The organism is Salinibacterium sp. VpJ6 (assembly GCF_059767345.1).
The window spans coordinates 837,477-854,865 of record NZ_JBSOQL010000001.1; the positions used below are offsets into that span (position 1 = coordinate 837,477).

Below are 17,389 nucleotides of genomic sequence, written 5' to 3' on the forward strand. Positions count from 1 at the left end.
CTACGGAAAGACCGTCAACGGCGACGAACCCGGCGTTTGCGGGTCGATCGAATAGGCCGACAGGAAACCGTCCCCCGCCTGCGTCACGCTGACAAACACGCGGCTGCTGTGCACCAGCGTGAGCGTCTCGCCGTTCGGCACCGGAACCCGCAATGTCGCGCCCGCCTCGATTGTGTACTCGCTGGCAGCCTGATCGTCCGCGGCCTCGTCGTTGGCAGAGGCATCGGCATCACTGGCGGCAACAAGCCTCACGACGACGTCGGTGCCACCCGGGTTTAGGACGTTGAGCACGGCATCCAACCCTGACGCAACCGTGAATTGAGTGTCTTCCGTGAGCGCGGGGCTCGCCGTGAACCACGCGAAGTCAGTGGCGGAGATTCCCCCACCAGAAGCGATCACAGCCGACGTTGTGCGAGCTGCCGCCACGACGGGTTCGTCCGATTCGATCTGCACAGAGTACGCGCCCGTTTCGAGCTCTTCGATCGGGATGTCGGTGACAACTCCCGCGCTCACGTCGCGAGTGAATCTGATCGGGTCTCGCTCGGTAGCGGCGGGTGTGAGAGTGAAAGAAAGGGTGGTCGGTTCTTCGCCAGGAAGGAAAACACGGATGGCCGCGATCACGTCATCGGTCTGAGTCGCCGTTCCGCGCAAAGCCTGAATCGCCTCGAGGTTCGTCACGACCATGCCGGGGAGGAATACTGAGCGTGCTGGGGGCTGAGTGGCACCGATAATTTCGACACCACCCGCGTCGAGCCCACGCACGATCGACTGCTGCAGCTCGGCGGTGATCTGGCCACCACTGCTCGTCACGTGAACCACGGGCGAACTAACACCGGGGGCGAATCCAGCCAACGACAGCACGCGCTGCCCGTTCGGCGGCACGACGATTCCGCCGGTGCCTGCCGCAGAGACGACGCCGCGTTCGTCGAAGATTTCGAGATCCACCGTCGAGGCAACCTCGGTGGGGTTCGTCAAGGAGATGAGCGTCGTACGGCCCGTTGTGGTTGCTCCGCCCACGAGCCAGCTATCGCCGCCGACCGCCCGGCAGGCTGCCGAGGCGAAACCGACGTAGTCGCCAACCGCGACAGATTGGGATTGGGCACCGCTGAGCAGTACGTCAAGGTCAGGAGATTGCGCATCCGGAGCCGCACTCAGCACGAGAGGCTCGGCCACCGACTCCCCCGGCTGAGCATCGGAGGCACTGATGCGAGACTGTTCGACCGCTCCGGTACTCGACGAGAAACGAGTAACGGCCTGGCCGAGCGTGAAGACGGTGGATGCCGCAGCGCCCGATTCATCAGAGAGCCTCAAGAGCGGCCCTGGGCAGGTCAATTGCTGGGCGGTGGGTACGGGGACCACGAGCTCGCTCGGCGGCGTCGCGGTGGACGAGGGCAGCTCGACGAAGGTCGAACCAAGAACAGCTGCGGCAGCGATTCCGATGCCGAGTACTCCACCAACAACGCGGGCACCGATGGCGGCGGCAGCTTTGGCGGACACCGGGCGACGCGTGCTCGACTCGGGTTCTGGGGCTCCGGTGAGTTCGTGGTCGTCGTCAAATTCGGCGCCGGTGGGCTCGACTGGCAACGCGGCGGCCTCGTCGGGAGTCAGTTCGTTGTCGCTCATTCGTTCGCCTCAATCACGGTGACGGCGCTCTCGGCTTTGGCCGCCTTCAGTCGGCGACGGCGAGTAGTCGGTATGGCCAGCAAGAGGGTGAGACCGAAAACGAGTCCCTGCCCGGCAAGCACGATCTGGCCCCAACGCGTTTCGGTATTGCTCGCGCCGACGGGAATTTCTTTTTCTCGCAGGTCGGGATAGTGCCACAGGTAGCCCTGAGCAGTGTCACCGATGGGGTTGAGGAGACTGTTGCCATCGAGAGCTTCGATGATGCGTTGACGTGTCTCGGAGGCATCTGCGTTCGTCGCCGGAGTGAGCACGACGAAGGCGACCTGTAGGTCGTTCAACTCGCGTGCAATTTCGTAGCCACTGCGCGAGGCAATGTTTCCCGCGAGTGTGGCGTTGCGAACCTCAGCGTCGGAGAGTTCGGTGTTGGTGGCAGCGAGCGTCGACTGCTCGTCGAGTCCGGAGCCTCGGCCGCGATGCAGATCAACGGAGATCGTGGAGTCAGATGTGACGGTGAGCTGCAGCGTGCCGAGGCCATCGCGCTGGGTTGATTCTGCGGCGACGAACGCGGGCAAGAGCCGGCCGTTGCTTGCCTCCACGGCGGTCATGCCCGACGCAAGCGACCACAGAGGCGCTGCGGAGAGGCCCACAATGCCGAGTAGAGCCACGACTGCGGGCAAGGTGGCGTGGCGGTCGAGACTGTCAATTGCGACCGTCACTGCGCCGCTCAGGCCGAGCCAGTACAGGCTGAGGCCGGGGGCCGCCCAGATGCCGACTTCTGATTCACCCGAGGCGCTGACCGCGACGTGCGTTGCCGCTACCGCCGTCACAAACCCCAACAACGCGAGGGCGAGCGAGGGAACCGCGCGACGGGTACCGGGAACGAAAAGGCTCATGAGTGCGAGCGCCGCGAACGGAGCGAGCATGAGCGCCACGAGAAGCGGGCCGTAGCGATCGTTGAGGCCGAGGGCTGCCAGCAGGGAGCTCCAGCCGTTAGAACCGGGCACCACGCTGCCGATTGCGAGCTGCCAGCCGGCTGAGGCCTCGCGTGCAACCGGAACTCCGGGATCCGCAAAGATCGCCCAGAAGTTGCCGCGAGCCCATTGCTGAATCACCAGCGGGGTAAAGAGTGCGGCCGCCGGAATCACGATCCACAGCAGGCGGTGAGTTGCCTTGGGGCGCACGACAATCCACGCGACCATCGCAATCACAAGAGCAGGAATCAGGCTGGGAGCCGACGCTGCGATCGCCGCGAAGAGAAGAGCGGCCAGTGCCGCCATCGCCCAGTTATGGGCGGCTCGGAGCACCGTGAGCACAAGCCACGGCAAAAGAATATGGGCGAGCACGGCTCCCAGTTGACCTTCGCCGAGGGAGACCAAGAAACTAGGCGCGACGGTCCACGCCGCAGCCGCGATCGTGGGCGCCCAGGTACGTTCAGAAATGGATGCCGCACACAACCAGGCCGCCAGCGCCGCTAACGGCAACGCGACGAGATAGAGCAACACAATGCTGAACGACGGATTCCAGAACGTCAGCGAGCCGAGCACGGCAAGCACAACCGCGAAGGGATCGGCGGCGACAACCTGCTGAGCAAGGTCATTCCAGCCATAGCCCACGTGCTGCCACAGCTCAGAAACCGTGGTGGAGAGCGGGAGCAGTGCGCCACCGCTCAGTGCAGCGGCATCCACAAAGCGAGAGAACGCGAGCATTCCGAGGATGCCGGCCAGCAGCACCGTCCACGCTCCGCCGTTACTGAAGAACTTGGGCCTCGCCACCTCGAACGCCGCATCGGGCGAGTCACCGTGGCGCTCGTGCGCACGCATTTCGCGCAGCTCAGCCCACGACATCCGCAAGGGATCGACAGCGGCAAAACCCAGTCGCTTATTGCGTCGGAGGTTTCGCCGGGCGGCGACCACTCCCCCATCAAAGATGGCGGCGAAGGCGGCAGCAAACTCACCAGCAACGGCTGTCGGTCGCTTGGCAACGAGGTGGCCCAGCGACCGCAGGATCGCGAGCGGCAGCAGCGTGAGCCAGTGCAGCGGCACGGTAAACCCGGGAGCGTAAACGAGACGACGGTGCAACTGGGCGAAGCGCTGCACACGATTGTGCGCTGCGGCCGAGACCGAGCGCTTACCGAAGAGTTCGGGGCCACCAGAACTGGCGACCCGAGCATCCGCGACAGCAACGACGCGGTGGCCAGCCAAGCGAGCACGAACACAGAAATCAAGAGCGGCATCGACAGAGGTCAGCTTGGGGTCGAAACCACCCAGCGCCGCCCACACTTGTCGACGAACAAGCATGCCTGCGCCGGCAACGCCGAGAGTGTCGGTCTGCACATCGTGCTGGGCCTGGTCGAGCTCATCATTGACGAGTCCAACGGAGCGGCCGAGCGGGGTGAGCGTCTCACCAAAATTCGAGATAACAGAGGGGTTGTCCCAGCGCACCAGCTTGGGGCCAGCAACCGCCACCGACGGCGCGATCTCAACCGCGCCAAGCAGAGCGCTTAACGCGTGAGGGTCTGGCGCACTGTCGTGAGCAAGCAGCCACAACCATTCGTTTTCGGATGCCTGTGGTGCGGCCGTCTGCAGCGCAGACGAAATCGCGCCACCAAAAGTTCGCTGCCCGTGAGCATCCGCGATCTGAGCGGGAGCGGACTCTGCCATGATCGCGAGTGAATTGTCACTCGAATCAGCGTCGACCGCGATCACCGAATCGGGTCGCCGAGTTTGCGCCGCGATAGCGGCAAGGGTGCGTGGCAAATACTTCGCACCGTTGCGGGCGACTAGTACTGCGGTGACTCTCGGCTGCATTTGTTTGAGACTATGCGCCGTGAGTGCTCTTCTGCATCCGACGCGCTGCAGAGCGGCGAGTCTGAGAGCCGCCCCAATACGGGGTCAGAGGCTTCATGCGGGCACTCCCTGAGCGCACGGTGAAACGGGAAGAAGAATTAACCTGCGCGCTTGCGAAGTTTGCGACGTTCGCGCTCGGAGAGACCGCCCCAGATTCCGAAACGCTCATCGTTTTCGAGAGCGTATTCGAGGCACTGGCTGCGTACTTCACACGAGGAGCAAATCTTCTTGGCATCGCGAGTGGAGCCGCCCTTTTCAGGGAAGAAGGCTTCGGGGTCGGTCTGAGCACAGAGCGAGTCTGTTTGCCAGGACAGTGCGTTGTCATCCTCATCAGCGAGAGGTTGACGAACTCCGGGAACCCCGAGTCGGACGGGGTCAACAAACCAGTCGTCGGGAACTCCCGCGCGGTAACCGCTGTTGCCCATCTGGTCTATCTCCCCTCCGCTTTCAATGCGTTGCATCAAATCGCGTTACATAATTACACCGGTGTAGTTCCCGAGAGTCAAGTCGCAGATCATAATTGCCTCGACTAAGACTTAAGGGTTATGGCGCGCCGTGACTTAAATTAAGTCAGCAAAGCAAGATCGTGATCGACCATTGCCGCCACGATTTCATCAAATTCCACCGTCGGTGTCCAACCTAGAATCTGCTGAGCCTTGCTCGCATCCCCCCGTTGTAGGGCAGCATCCCCTGTTCTCAGCAGTGAATCCGCCACCGTGACACGGTCTGCCCAATCCTCGACGCCCGCGCGCTCGAAAGCCGCGGCCACAAAGTCACGGACAGAATGCGAGATTCCTGTTGCGATCACAAAATCGTCGGCATCCGGATGCTGCGCTGCTCGAACGAGCGCATCGGCGTAGTCCGGGGCCCAGCCCCAATCGCGGCGCGCATCCATGTTTCCGAGTTCGAGTGTGTCTTGAAGACCGCGGGAGATCCGTGCGGCTGCCGCTGTGATCTTTCGCGTGACGAAAGTCTCCGGGCGACGCGGAGACTCGTGGTTGTACAAAATCAATGAGGAGGCTGCCACGCCCGCTGTGCGGTACGCACCGACGAGACCGTGCGCGTAGGCCTTCGCAGCCCCGTACGGGCTCGTAGGGCGCACTGGAGTGCTCTCATGCTGCGGTGAGTCGGTGGGCGTGCCAAAGATTTCGGCGCTCGACGCTTGAACAAAGCGGATGTCGACGTCACCCTGATCGTGGATGGTCTTAACCGCTGCCAACATCTCCGCCACCACGGCGCCATTGAGTCGCGCGGTCAGCGTCGGATTTTGCCACGACTGGTACACGGAACTCAGCGCCGCCAGGTTGTAGATCTCTCGCGGCTGCAGTTCGGTGATCAGCCCGCCGATTGCGCTGTCGGTGCTCAAATCGAGTTCGTGAGCGATAACCCCCGGTGTCACAACTTCACCAGCGTCGCGAGTGACCCCGTGCACTTCGTAGCCCTGCGCGAGCAGAAGCTCAGCGAGGTAGGAACCGTCTTGACCGGTGACTCCGGTGATCAGTGCGCGCGTCATTACAGGCCGGCAAGCTCTTTCTGTTCACGGAGGTCGGCATCGACCATCATCGTGACAAGTTCGGGGAACTTCACGCGAGGCTCCCATCCCAGCTTCTCTTTCGCTTTTGAGGCGTCACCGACGAGCAGATCGACCTCGGCGGGGCGCATGAATTGCTCATCAAAGTCGACGTACGGGGTCCAATCGTCAATTCCCACGGCAGCGAAGGCGTGATCAAGGAGCACCCGGATGCTCTGGGTCTCGCCCGTGGAGATGACATAGTCGTCAGGCTCATCCTGCTGCAGCATGAGCCACATTGCCTCGACGTAGTCGCCGGCGAAGCCCCAGTCCCGTTGAGCATCAATGTTGCCGAGCGTGAGCTTGTCTTGCAGTCCGAGGGAGATGCGGGCGACGGCACGCGTGACCTTACGCGTCACAAACTCTGGGCCGCGGCGAGGCGACTCATGGTTGAAGAGCACACCAGACGAGGCGTGCATCCCATACGACTCGCGGTAGTTGATCGTCATGTAGTGGCCGTACACCTTGGCAACACCATACGGCGAGCGAGGCCACAGCAGAGTGTCTTCGTTCTGTGGAACGGTCTGCACTTTGCCGAACATCTCCGAACTGGATGCTTGGTAGAACCGCACCTGCTGGCCCGTGGCCGCCGTGTGCAAGCGCACGGCTTCGAGTGCGTTAAGCACTCCCATGCCGGTGACCTCGCTCGTGAGGTGAGCGTTCTCCCACGAATACGCGACGAACGAAATGGCACCGAGGTTGTAGAACTCGTCGGGCTTTGCCACGCTCAAGGCCCGCATAAGGCTCGAGAGGTCAGTGAGATCGCCGGTCAAAATGTGGACATCCGGGATGACGCGTTCCAGCAGCTCGCGCTTGGGATTGTTCTGGCCTCGCATGAGACCGAAGACGGTATAGCCCTTCGAGAGCAAAAGCTCGGCAAGGTAGAGCCCGTCTTGACCGGTGATTCCTGTAATGAATGCGCGCTTCATAGTTGTGTTTCTTTCTTGCTCGCGGCCGAACGGCTCCGGACGCCACGCCGAGACATCGGCCACAGTAACGGTACGGGAACTTGAGGAGACGCGCTGAGCGGCGAACCGCAGCATGAGGCTACTGCCCAGTGGGCGCGCCATCCGATCGCGTCGTCGCGACGAAAAAGCCGCCAGCCTTTGTACGCAACCTCCACACGAATAACGCCTGAGCGCAGACCGAAACGGTCTCGCCGATCGCTAGTCCCCATGCCCCGCCCGCTGCACCAAACGTCGCGCTGAGCACCAATATTGAGGGAACGCCGACGGCTGCGGCGAGCAGCACGCTCAGCATGAACTGCCGCCGAGCCCCCATGCCAACGAGCGTGATGCGGCCAAGCGAAGTACCGAGTGCGATGCCCAGCGTTGCCACGCCGAGCCCGAGAGCCGTAGCCTCATTGATCGCGACTTCGGCGCCGAAGAGCACTTCAGAAAGCCACGGGCCAATAGTCGCAAAAGCAGCAAGTCCTGCGAGCCCCAAAGTGGCGTGCACGAGCAAGGATTTGCGGATGCGCACACCAAACTCGACATCACCGGCCTCAACTACCCAGCCCTGCAACGCATTGCCGAGCGCCGAGACCGAATACTGCCCAATGCGGTAAAGCTTGTCACCAGAGACATACGCGGCCGCTTGCGCACTCGCGGCAGTGGCTCCGACAAAAGTCACGGCGAGAGAGTTGTAGGCGCCACCAGCAACCTCGGTAGTGACAGCCGAACGATTTGCGCGGAACACCTCACGAACTGCGTGCGAGTCACGGCGAGTGAGCTCGGCCGCGCCTGCTGTGCGCAAGGCGAAAAGCCCAACGCTCACGAGCGACGCGAGCACAAGCAACACGGGGTACCAGAGCACATCACCGGCGTTCAACACGACCACCGCAGCAATTATTGTCGCGACTATGCGAGGAGAGATTTCATAGATTGCGATCAAGCTCGCCCGCCCCAAGCCGATCATGAACCACGCACTTGAGAGACCAGTTAAAGTCATTGCGATCGCCATGATCGCAGCATCAACCCGATAGTCGTTTGGCGAAACTACCGCGGCAATCACTGCCGCAATTACTGCACTCGGCAACCACACGAGGGCTCGGGCATGCAAACTCGTCACGAGCAATCGGGGCCGGATGCTGGGCTCAGCTAGCGCAATCAACGGCGGCCCGACCGTATTGAAACCCAGCGCAACGATAAGAGCGAAGAAGCCACCGCTTGACTGTCCCACTGCGATCGCCAACCACGCATCAGCCCCCGCAACTCTCGCCAGAATCGGCAAGAACAAAAATGGCGTGATGAGCGAGAGAAACGGCAAACCCGCGAAGCCGAGAATGCGTTTAGCGAACATACGTCGAGGGTACTGCGTCAGCTAGCCGATCCAGTCCATGATGTTCCATCCGCTTCCTACTTGAAAACTGGATTGAAAGGAACCGCGTCCATTGCCCGGATAGAGACGAAGATCACCATTCCCAAAACGCCCCAAAAGATCTACGTTGCCATCCCCATCGAAATCGCCAGGAGCAACAATCGAGGTAATCACGTTCCAGCCCCAACCAACCTGGATTCGGTTTCCCCAAGTCGCGTTGCCCTTGCCAGGGTATAGCCACAGCGCACCAGTCGAGTCGCGCGCCAACAAGTCTGAACGACCATCGCCGTTGAAATCACCCGGGTTGACGACCGCAGTCATCACGTCCCACCCCGAGCCGACTTGTACATCGGCCCCAAAATATCCATCAGATTGTCCTGGGTGTAGCCACAACTGCCCCCGTGGGGTTATGCCGAGAAGATCGGTGTGGAGATCGCCATTAATGTCGCCAGCCCCCACAATCGTCGTGTAGTCATTCCAGCCATCTCCATGGTCGATAGCAGCACCAAGCGTTCCGTTGGCATCAACCGGGTAGGAATAGAGCTGTCCCGAGTCATGTCGGGCGACAAGATCGCTCAAACCATCGGCTTTCAAATCCCCCGGTGTAGCAATCGCCGTCATCTCGGCAAAGCTATCACCGAGCGATACGCGAGGCTTCCAGCCGGCTCGACCGTTTCCTGGGTAGATGAAAAGCTCTCCGGTGGTAGAGCGGGCAACAACGTCAACCGCGCCATCATCGTTGTGATCTCCGAAACCGGGCGGAGGCGAGTATGCAACACCGGCCGCCGGGCCCGCTCCAAGCAACACGTCATATTCTGCCCAATCACCTGAAACGGCAACTCTGCTCTTCCAGAGGCCCCGACCATTTCCCGGGTACAACCACAAGTTTCCATTGGAGTCCTTGGCGAGAACATCATTCGCCGAGTCGCGGTTGAAGTCTCCCGCTGCGAAAATCGTTGACATTACGTTCCATCCATGACCGATCTGAGTGGCGCCGAGCCAAGAACCGGCACCATCCCCACGATAGAGACGAAGGTTTCCGCGCCCATCACGACCCATCACATCTACTTTGCCGTCGCCATCAAAGTCACCTGGCGAGAAAACCTGATCCAGAATCGTCCACTTCACCCCGATAATTCGTGGTTCGGCGAACCCACCTCGGCCATCCCCAGAGAGCAATAGAAGGTCACCGTTTTCTGCGATGGCCATCAAATCGGCGAACGAGTCTTTATCAAAACGATCCGCGCTGAACACCGAAACATATTGGTCCCAGCCTCCACCCAAGGAAATGCGACTCTTCCAACCGATCAATCCGTCTGTCGGGTATATCCACATCTCACCGCTAGAGTCAATCGCCAGAAGGTCACGGTTCCCGTCGCCAGTGACGTCTCCCGCGGGGATGATGGTTTGCATCACTTGCCACCCAGACCCAATGTCTTTGGCAACCGCAAGCCGCCCCTTCGAGTCCGGCTGAAAGAGAGATAGGTCGCCATCAGCTGATCGCGCCAAGATATGACTCACGGTGTTGGTCCCCGTCATCACGGGCGCTACGGAAGCAGCGAACCAATTGGCGTAATACCACCAGAAATTTCGGTTTCCGTACGAAGAGCAAGAGTCTCCGACCCCGCCCAAGTTGGCCAGCGCAGCTGCGTTGGGGCGGTACGGCGTGTAGTTGTAAAGAGCCGCAGTTGCGTAGTTGGCAATGGTCACGGAGCTACTTCCACACGAGGTATTCGGGTGGTATTGAATTTGGTGCACACCTGGCTGCTTTGCGAATGCGGCAGCTTTATATGCCTTTAGCTGACGAGCTCCCAAATAGACTTGATTACCAAACCCGAGTGCGTACTCCGCACACGGCGCGGTGTCGGGACACGCCATACCCATCGCCCGATCGAGGGCAGCCTCGCCAGGCGCCCTACTGGTGATCAGTCCCTGCTCTTTCTGCAGGGTGACAAGAATCACCCTCGCGCTAATTCCACACGCCGCTTGCGCGCGATAAATAATGTCTGCAGCAGTCAACGAACCCCCAGTAAACGCTTCACAGATGAGATTTCCCGTTGTCTGCGATACATCTTTGGTACGGCTGCTCACCGAGGTGGTCAGGACGTTCAGGCAACGCCCATTGACACACGTGCCTATCTTCGAACTAAGGAATGCCTGTATTTCGTTCTTAGTCATCGCTTGACCGTCGTAAAACAGAGCATCGCTAATGATGTTTCCGGCGTTGAATTCAGAGCCAGTTACTGCAACGGCGGGTTCCGGAGTTGCTGTGGGCACGACAAAAAGGGTACCCACGAGGGCAAAACCACCAAGAATTGCAGCAATCTTTCGTACCCGGGTCAAGCTCTTACTCATCGCAAACGTCCCCCAAAATAAGCTACCTACCACCGTGAGAGCGGAGGCCTATCATTAAAGAGTACGTTTAAAGTTTGCCTTTGGAGTGATTTCGCGGCCTCCGACACCTTTGGTGGGCAAATAGTGCTACTGAACTGTGGCGAGATACAAAGTTCCACTGCCCTGAAACCTCAGTGCCACTTCGTCAGCCGTTATCAAAACGGCTTCGCCCCTCAACAGGGTTTTCGATGACTGCAATCCGACAAGGCTAAATGCGCCGTCCACACATAACGCAATCGCAGACCCCGCAAGATCGACTGTCCCCCGATCCGAGATCTCGAACAGCTGAAAATCAGGCACCGACGGACGGAACGAGCGCACAGCGTCGTTCACAAGTGCAGGCGCAAGATACGGCACAGGCGTAGCTGAAAAATCAAGCACCTTCATCAGCTCTGCGACATCCACATGCTTTGGAGTCAACCCGCCGCGCAATACATTGTCAGACGACGCCATGAGCTCAATACCGACCCCCCGCAGGTAGGCATGGATGTTACCGGCAGGCAAGAACAGAGCCTCGCCCTTCGTCAGCGTGACGTGGTTGAGCATGAGCGAAATCAGCACTCCGGGATCACCGGCGTAGTATCCGGCAAGCTTCCGAACAAGCGCGAACTCCTCGCTCGCGCTGTCAGCCTCGGCGAGCGCCGTCACACGCTCCACGAGCTCCGGCACTGGCTGTGCGGCAGAAATGAGCCACTCGAACATCGCGCGCAGATCGGAGTCGGCGCGAGCGAAAGCCAACCACTCGGCGAACAAGGCCGGTGTGGGGGTGCTGCTCGCGGCATCCAGTTCAGCTAGTCGTTCGATGGATGCCCGAGTCTGGGCCATAGCCCGAAAACCGCACAGCGCCTCAAAGGTGTCGCTGACCGCGAGAATGAGTTCTGGCTTAGCGGAGGCGTCTTTGTAGTTGCGGTTACTGGCCGTGAGCGGGACACCCGCAGCGTTCTCGCGCGCAAACCCCGCGGCGGCCTGCTCGGGCGTGGGGTGGGCTTGAAGCGACAGCGGCGCTCCAGCGGCCAGCACCTTGAGCAGGAAGGGAAGCCGGTCGACTCCCGCCCCGAGAGCTTGCTCACTGTCGCGCTGAATCCACTCGTGCAGGTCGCTCGCTCCCGCGGTGCCGGAGGGGTCGAGGATGACACTCGGGCTGCCCGGGTGCGCGCCCAGCCACAGCTCAGCCTCGGGCTTTCCCGTGGGAGGTGTGCCCAACAGAGTCGAGATTTCGCCAGCGGAGCCCCACGCGTAATGCCGTGGGGTATTAGTGATGCCTACAAACATTCAGTCAACTCTTCTCTCAGCGTTAGACCAAAGTACCAATCGTCTAGAAGCGACGTGTACTCACGCTTTAGGCTCACAATGATTTCGACAAGCAATGGAGCGACGACTATGTCATTTGAGACCCTCAGCAGCGACTTCTACGGCTACGAGAACGCCCTCACCGATCAGGAAAAAGAAACGATCGTGAAGCTGCGTGCGTTCCTCGACAAAGAGGTCCGCCCGATAGCCAACGACCTCTGGGCCAAGGCAGAATTCTTCAACCGCGACGTCGTCGTAAAGGGACTGGCCGACCTCGGGCTCTTCGGACTCCCCTGGGCCGAGACCCAGCACTTCAAGAACTCGGCCGTGTTCCGCGGTTGGGTTGCTCTCGAACTCGCCCGCGTGGATGCCAGCGCCGCCACGCTCGTCGGCATGCAGAACGGACTCGTCATGGGTTCGATCGGTGTTGCCGGCTCGCAAGAGCAGCGTGACGAGTGGCTGCCCAAGTTTGCCTCCGGCGAGCTGCTGGGTGCTTTTGGTCTCACCGAACCCCTCTCGGGCTCCGACACCGCTCAAGGCCTGCAGACTGTTGCCAAGCGCGATGGTGACAACTGGATCATCAACGGCGCCAAGCGTTGGATCGGTAACGGCTCCATCAGCGACGTCACCATCATTTGGGCGCGCGACGAAGAAGACAACCAGGTCAAGGGCTTCATCGTTCCGACCAGCACTCCCGGTTACTCCGCCACTCGCATCGAGAACAAGATGGCGCTGCGCATCGTGCAGAACGCCGACATCGTTCTCGAGAACGTTGTTGTTCCCGAAGCCAACCGCCTGCAGAAGTCGCAATCGTTCCGCGAGACCGCTGCTGTGCTGCGCCTCACGCGCGCAGAGGTTGCCTGGGCCGCGGTGGGAAACTCCATCGGCGCCTACGAAGCCGCCGTTCAGTACGCCAACGACCGCATCCAGTTCGGCAAGCCCATTGGCAGCCACCAGCTCGTTCAAGAACACCTCGCGAAGAGCCTCGGAAACATCACCGCCTCCATCGGCATGGTGACCCGTGTTTCCGAAATGCTCGACGAGGGTGTGCAAAAAGATGAGCACGCAGCACTCGCCAAGGAGTACACGACGAGCCGCATGCGCGAGACCGTGGCGTGGTGCCGCGAGCTCATGGGCGGCAACGGCATCGTTCTCGACTACGGCGTCATGCGCCACTTCGCAGACGCCGAAGCTATCTATTCCTATGAGGGAACTCGCGAGATGAACACGCTCATCGTGGGTCGTGCCATCACAGGCAAGGCTGCATTCGTCTAATCGTGCACTGCATTCGTCTAACCTTGCGTAATGCGACTGATTGAGCACCCCCGGGCGCGTACCTGGTTTCTCGTTCTGTCGCTTCTCGTACTTTTTGGCGGGGATGCGTGGCGCTACTCCGTAGGTTGGGCGGTGTGGGGCGTTGTTGCCGCGGCTATCGTCGCGGCCTCCGTGCTGATTCTGATTCAGTCTCGACACCGCTGGAGTATTGGCGGGCTTCCGTATCCCTTCGTCGTGTTCATGGGGCTCGCGACCGTGTCTCTCGCGTGGTCGCAGTATCCAGCAGCGAGCGCGCTCGGGCTGGTCACCACATGGATGACCGTGCTCGGTGCGTTGGCGCTGGCGATCAGCTTCAGTTGGGCTGAGTTGCTCAACGGGCTGGCGCGAGTGGTCCGCATCCTGATCGCCGCGTCACTCGTGTTCGAACTGGTCGTCGCAACCATCGTGCGTGGCCCGATCCTGCCGTGGACCGCGCAGCCGGCCGTGGCGGTTCCCGGTTACGACACCGTGCCCAAGATGCTCTACTGGTCGCGCAACGAACTCTTCGAGACCTTCGATGACGGCCGCATCCAAGGCATTGTCGGCAACGCCAATCACTTAGGCTTTTTGGCGCTGCTGGGGCTCATCGTGTTTTCGATTCAGTGGGCTACCGGCGCAGCGGGCAAACGCTGGTCCATCATCTGGATCACGCTGGCTGCCCTCACCCTGTTCTTCACGCGCTCCGCGACGGTTACCGTTGCGCTCGTCGCCGTGGCTGTCACGATCGTCGGTCTGCTTCTCATCCGGAGCCGTCGCACCGAGCGGGCTCGCCGAGTCACGGCTATCGGAGTGGTTGCCGCCGCTGCTGTCGCTGGCGGTACCGCTTTCGTACTGCGCGACACCATCTTCGGCCTGCTCGGAAAAAGCGGCGACCTCACAGGGCGTGCTGAGATCTGGCAGATCGTCATCGGGCTTGCCGAGCAGCGTCCGGTCTTCGGCTGGGGCTGGATCAGTTTCTGGATGCCGTGGGTCGAACCGTTCAAAGATCGCGTCATCCGCAACGGTGTTGTGCAGCTGCAGGCCCACGACACGTGGCTCGACGTCTGGCTACAGCTCGGCCTCGTCGGGGTCTTTGTCTTCGCCGCGTTCGTACTCTCAACCCTGCTTCGTGCCTGGTTTGCCGCCACCGACCAGCCCCAGACACACTCTCGCGAGCGAGAACCCTATTCGGCGCTCTCGCTGCTGCCCATCGCACTGATGGTGGCACTGGTTGTGCAGAGCATCCCCGAAAGCCGACTTTTAGGCGAGTATGGTCTTGCACTGCTCGTTATTATCGCGGTGAAAACCAAACGGCCTGATTGGATGGTGCGCTCATCATGATCCAGCCACCCCCGCGCTACCGAGTGGCGATCGACATTGGCGCTGCCATTCTCGGCTCTCCGCGTTTCTCGTCCGTTCTCGCAACCGCCACCGTTGCGGTAGCGCTGTGCTCGTTTGCCCTTCGCCAGATCATCGGCGAGGCGGGACTGCTGGCGATTCTGTTGAGTCTTGTCGTTCTCGTCGCGGGATCCCTCGCCGCGCAGTGGACCAACATTGGCTGGCGCGCCCTCGTTCCGATCTCGCTGATGGCGTTCACGCTATGGACGTGGCTCTCCGTGGTGTGGAGCCAGTACACGTTTGAGTCCTTCGCCGCCGTGAACTACTTGCTCGTGTTCACGGTTCTCGGAATCTATATCGCGCTCGTTCGCGACACCATCCAAATCGTTCGAGCCTTCGGTGACGTCATGAGGTTTGTGCTCGTGATCTCGATCGGTCTTGAAATCTTGACCGGGCTGATTTTCGACACGTCGCTCAAAGCGCTCTCCATCGCCGGCAATTTGGGAACGACCGATCCCATTCAAGGAATCTTCGGCGCACGAAACCAGCTCGGCATCATCGCTGTTATCGCGCTCATTACCTTCGCCACCGAACTGCGCACCCGATCAGTCGAGCGCGGCCTCTCGATCGGTTCGATCGTGCTCGGCAGCCTCGTGCTGGTGCTCTCGCAGTCCCCCTTGGCCTTCGGCACCGCGCTCGTGATCCTCGCCGCCAGTGCCGCTCTCTATGCCCTCCGTCGGGTGCCATCGGGGCGCCGACGCTATTGGCAGTTTGTGCTCATCGGGTTTGTCGCGACCGCTGCCTTGATCAGCTGGCTCTCCCGAGTGGCAATCGTTGCGTGGTTCGACGCCAGCGGAGATCTTGCCTACCGCCTTAAAGTGTGGCGACAACTGTGGGACCTCGGAGAGGTGCATCGTCTTGAGGGTTGGGGCTGGATCGGTCCTTGGGACGCCGAACTCGCACCATTCACCGCCTTTGGAAACTTCGGTGGACGTGTCCCCGATTCCGCCCACAACGCGTACCTTGATGTGTGGTTCCAGCTTGGCCTCGTCGGGTTCCTGATTTTCTTGGGGCTCCTTGGGCTCGCCTTTATGCGTTCGTGGCTGCTCGCTTCACGCCGGCGAAGCATAGTCTTCGCGTGGCCAGCCCTCGTATTGCTTACCCTCATCCTGAGCGCGGCCGCCGAGAGCTCGCTACTGATCGAATTTGGCTGGCTGACGTTTGTCGTGTGCTGCGTCAAGGCGGCGCGTGAGCTGAGTTGGCGAAATGCGCTCGACACCTCGCCCAAACTGAGTGTATAGGCGGGGTTAGATAGCGCTTGTGAGCCTGATTCCCGAACCTGAATCACTCATAGAGCGAACTCCAAAGCACCTCTGAAAGAAAGCGCGAGTACTCCGTAGAAATGTGGTGCGAGTCTCGATAAACGAGCGTCGCACCGATGATTGGCCCACACATCTGCTCGTTGCAAAAGTAGTCGCTAAGGTCAATGTACTTCGCGCCGATCTCCGAAGCAGCCGCATCATCAACGGCCGCGGCAGACGCGTCTATAGCCTCTGCTCGCGCGACCGAGCAGTCGCCTGCTGAATTCAGGTTTTGATCCAAGCACAGTGCAGGAGTCGCGTCGAAGTGGGGTGTGTCCGCAAGGACGACGATGGAAATATCTGGATCAATTCGTGCTCGCAGTTTGTTATAGCCGTCCGACCACGCTTCGGACGTGACCGGTTCGCCGTTGAGTCCTGTGTACCTGGAGAGGTTGGAGATTACAACCATCTCCGGCTTTAGCCCGTTTATTTGCGTCACGACGGCATCCCGCCACGTCTCACACGCCAAGTAGCGCGCATTTTGGAGCAGAATGTTCACTTCGATCGATGGGCATGACGACTTCGCGAAGCTCTGCAGCAGTACATCGTTCTCGGTCGCGCCCAGTTCCAACGCAGGAAACCACTGGGCCGCATGCGAGTCACTATAGATCGCAATCGTCGTCGGCGAGGAAAGGTCGCCGAATACACAGTCCAACGGAAGCTTTTCAGCGGCCGACAGATGACACCCATCCGCGTAGGTGACTGGAATACTCGCGCTCGCCTCCGATAGCGAAGGGTCTAGGTTCGACGGCACATAGCTCGTGAAGTTTGGGTTCAGAACCGCGGCCGAAATCGGCGGTGCTTCTCTCCCCGCATCCGTGGGACGCAACCCCACGATTACAAGTGACAAGCCCGCAATTATCGTGACCGAGACCGACGCAACAGCGGCCAAGAAAAACGTGCGTTTGGGGCTGCCTCCTTGTCGGTGCGCTGAGCGCAAGAACGGCTGCTCTACGCCTCGGTAGACCGCCCAGGCTAGCGGTACAGCTACAAGGCATCCGACCAGTGTCGACACTGGTACGAACTCAGCGGAAATCCATGTCAGGTAGGGAACGAAGACGACGATGGGCCAATGCACCAAGTACAACGGATACGAGATGGTTCCCAAAAACTGGAACGCTCTAAAACGAAGTAATCGAAGCACACCAGCATCGTGCCCAGCCTCACCGAATGCCATGATCAATGCCGCACCGGCAACCGGAGCAAGAGCGGCAATGCCCGGGAACGGGGTGCTCTCATCGAAGAAAATAGAAGAAAGAAGGATGAGCGCTAATCCAAGCCATGACAAGCCCGCAGCAACGTTCTTTGACGTCATAGTTGAAAGCCGCGCAAAAGAAAGAGCGACTAGCGCGCCC

General features: G+C 60.5%; 12 protein-coding genes. 3 read left to right on the top strand and 9 right to left on the bottom strand.

Features of this window, described 5'->3' with window-relative positions:
- The 8 genes from ACWTV1_RS04105 to manA all read right to left on the bottom strand — a co-directional run bounded on the left by ACWTV1_RS04105 (position 1) and on the right by manA (position 12,024).
- Positions 1-1,623, bottom strand: coding sequence for a DUF5719 family protein (locus tag ACWTV1_RS04105; RefSeq protein WP_498504226.1), 1,623 nt, complete (start codon positions 1,621-1,623; stop codon positions 1-3).
- Positions 1,620-4,430, bottom strand: a complete 2,811-nt coding sequence (locus ACWTV1_RS04110; RefSeq protein WP_498504227.1) for a glycosyltransferase family 2 protein — start codon at positions 4,428-4,430, stop codon at positions 1,620-1,622. The genes ACWTV1_RS04105 and ACWTV1_RS04110 overlap by 4 nt, the downstream gene beginning before the upstream one ends.
- 137 nt (positions 4,431-4,567) lie before the next feature.
- Positions 4,568-4,894, bottom strand: coding sequence for a WhiB family transcriptional regulator (locus tag ACWTV1_RS04115; protein ID WP_100388469.1), 327 nt, complete (start codon positions 4,892-4,894; stop codon positions 4,568-4,570).
- A 140-nt stretch (positions 4,895-5,034) separates the two neighbouring features.
- Complete coding sequence (locus ACWTV1_RS04120; RefSeq protein WP_498504228.1) at positions 5,035-5,982, bottom strand: GDP-mannose 4,6-dehydratase; 948 nt, start codon at positions 5,980-5,982, stop codon at positions 5,035-5,037.
- The gene (locus ACWTV1_RS04125) at positions 5,982-6,968 is read right to left on the bottom strand and encodes a GDP-mannose 4,6-dehydratase (protein WP_341619448.1); all 987 of its coding nucleotides are present in this window, start codon (positions 6,966-6,968) and stop codon (positions 5,982-5,984) included. The genes ACWTV1_RS04120 and ACWTV1_RS04125 overlap by 1 nt, the downstream gene beginning before the upstream one ends.
- Before the next feature lie 118 nt (positions 6,969-7,086).
- Complete coding sequence (locus ACWTV1_RS04130) at positions 7,087-8,340, bottom strand: oligosaccharide flippase family protein (protein ID WP_498504229.1); 1,254 nt, start codon at positions 8,338-8,340, stop codon at positions 7,087-7,089.
- Between the two features lie 21 nt (positions 8,341-8,361).
- A complete protein-coding gene (locus ACWTV1_RS04135; RefSeq protein ID WP_498504230.1) occupies positions 8,362-10,713 on the bottom strand; it encodes an FG-GAP repeat domain-containing protein in 2,352 nt (783 codons plus the stop codon).
- Positions 10,714-10,839: 126 nt separating this feature from the next.
- Entirely contained in the window at positions 10,840-12,024 is a 1,185-nt protein-coding gene (manA, locus tag ACWTV1_RS04140) for a mannose-6-phosphate isomerase, class I (RefSeq protein ID WP_498504231.1), read from the bottom strand.
- A gap of 108 nt (positions 12,025-12,132) precedes the next feature.
- Here manA and ACWTV1_RS04145 point away from each other — a divergent pair, with 108 nt between their 5' ends.
- Genes ACWTV1_RS04145 through ACWTV1_RS04155 form a run of 3 tightly spaced genes read left to right on the top strand, consistent with a single transcriptional unit; the run spans position 12,133 to position 15,974 of the window.
- Positions 12,133-13,317 carry an acyl-CoA dehydrogenase family protein gene (locus ACWTV1_RS04145; protein WP_100388464.1) on the top strand — a complete coding sequence of 395 codons (1,185 nt, stop codon included), beginning with the start codon at positions 12,133-12,135 and terminating at the stop codon, positions 13,315-13,317.
- Between the two features lie 30 nt (positions 13,318-13,347).
- Positions 13,348-14,676 (top strand): O-antigen ligase family protein, encoded by a 1,329-nt coding sequence (locus ACWTV1_RS04150; RefSeq protein WP_498504232.1) that lies wholly within the window; start codon positions 13,348-13,350, stop codon positions 14,674-14,676.
- Positions 14,673-15,974, top strand: coding sequence for an O-antigen ligase family protein (locus ACWTV1_RS04155; protein WP_498504233.1), 1,302 nt, complete (start codon positions 14,673-14,675; stop codon positions 15,972-15,974). The genes ACWTV1_RS04150 and ACWTV1_RS04155 overlap by 4 nt, the downstream gene beginning before the upstream one ends.
- A 43-nt stretch (positions 15,975-16,017) precedes the next feature.
- On the opposite strand, the gene ACWTV1_RS04160 is transcribed toward ACWTV1_RS04155, so the two are convergent.
- Positions 16,018-17,349 carry an acyltransferase family protein gene (locus ACWTV1_RS04160; protein WP_498504234.1) on the bottom strand — a complete coding sequence of 444 codons (1,332 nt, stop codon included), beginning with the start codon at positions 17,347-17,349 and terminating at the stop codon, positions 16,018-16,020.
- Positions 17,350-17,389 lie beyond the last annotated feature (40 nt).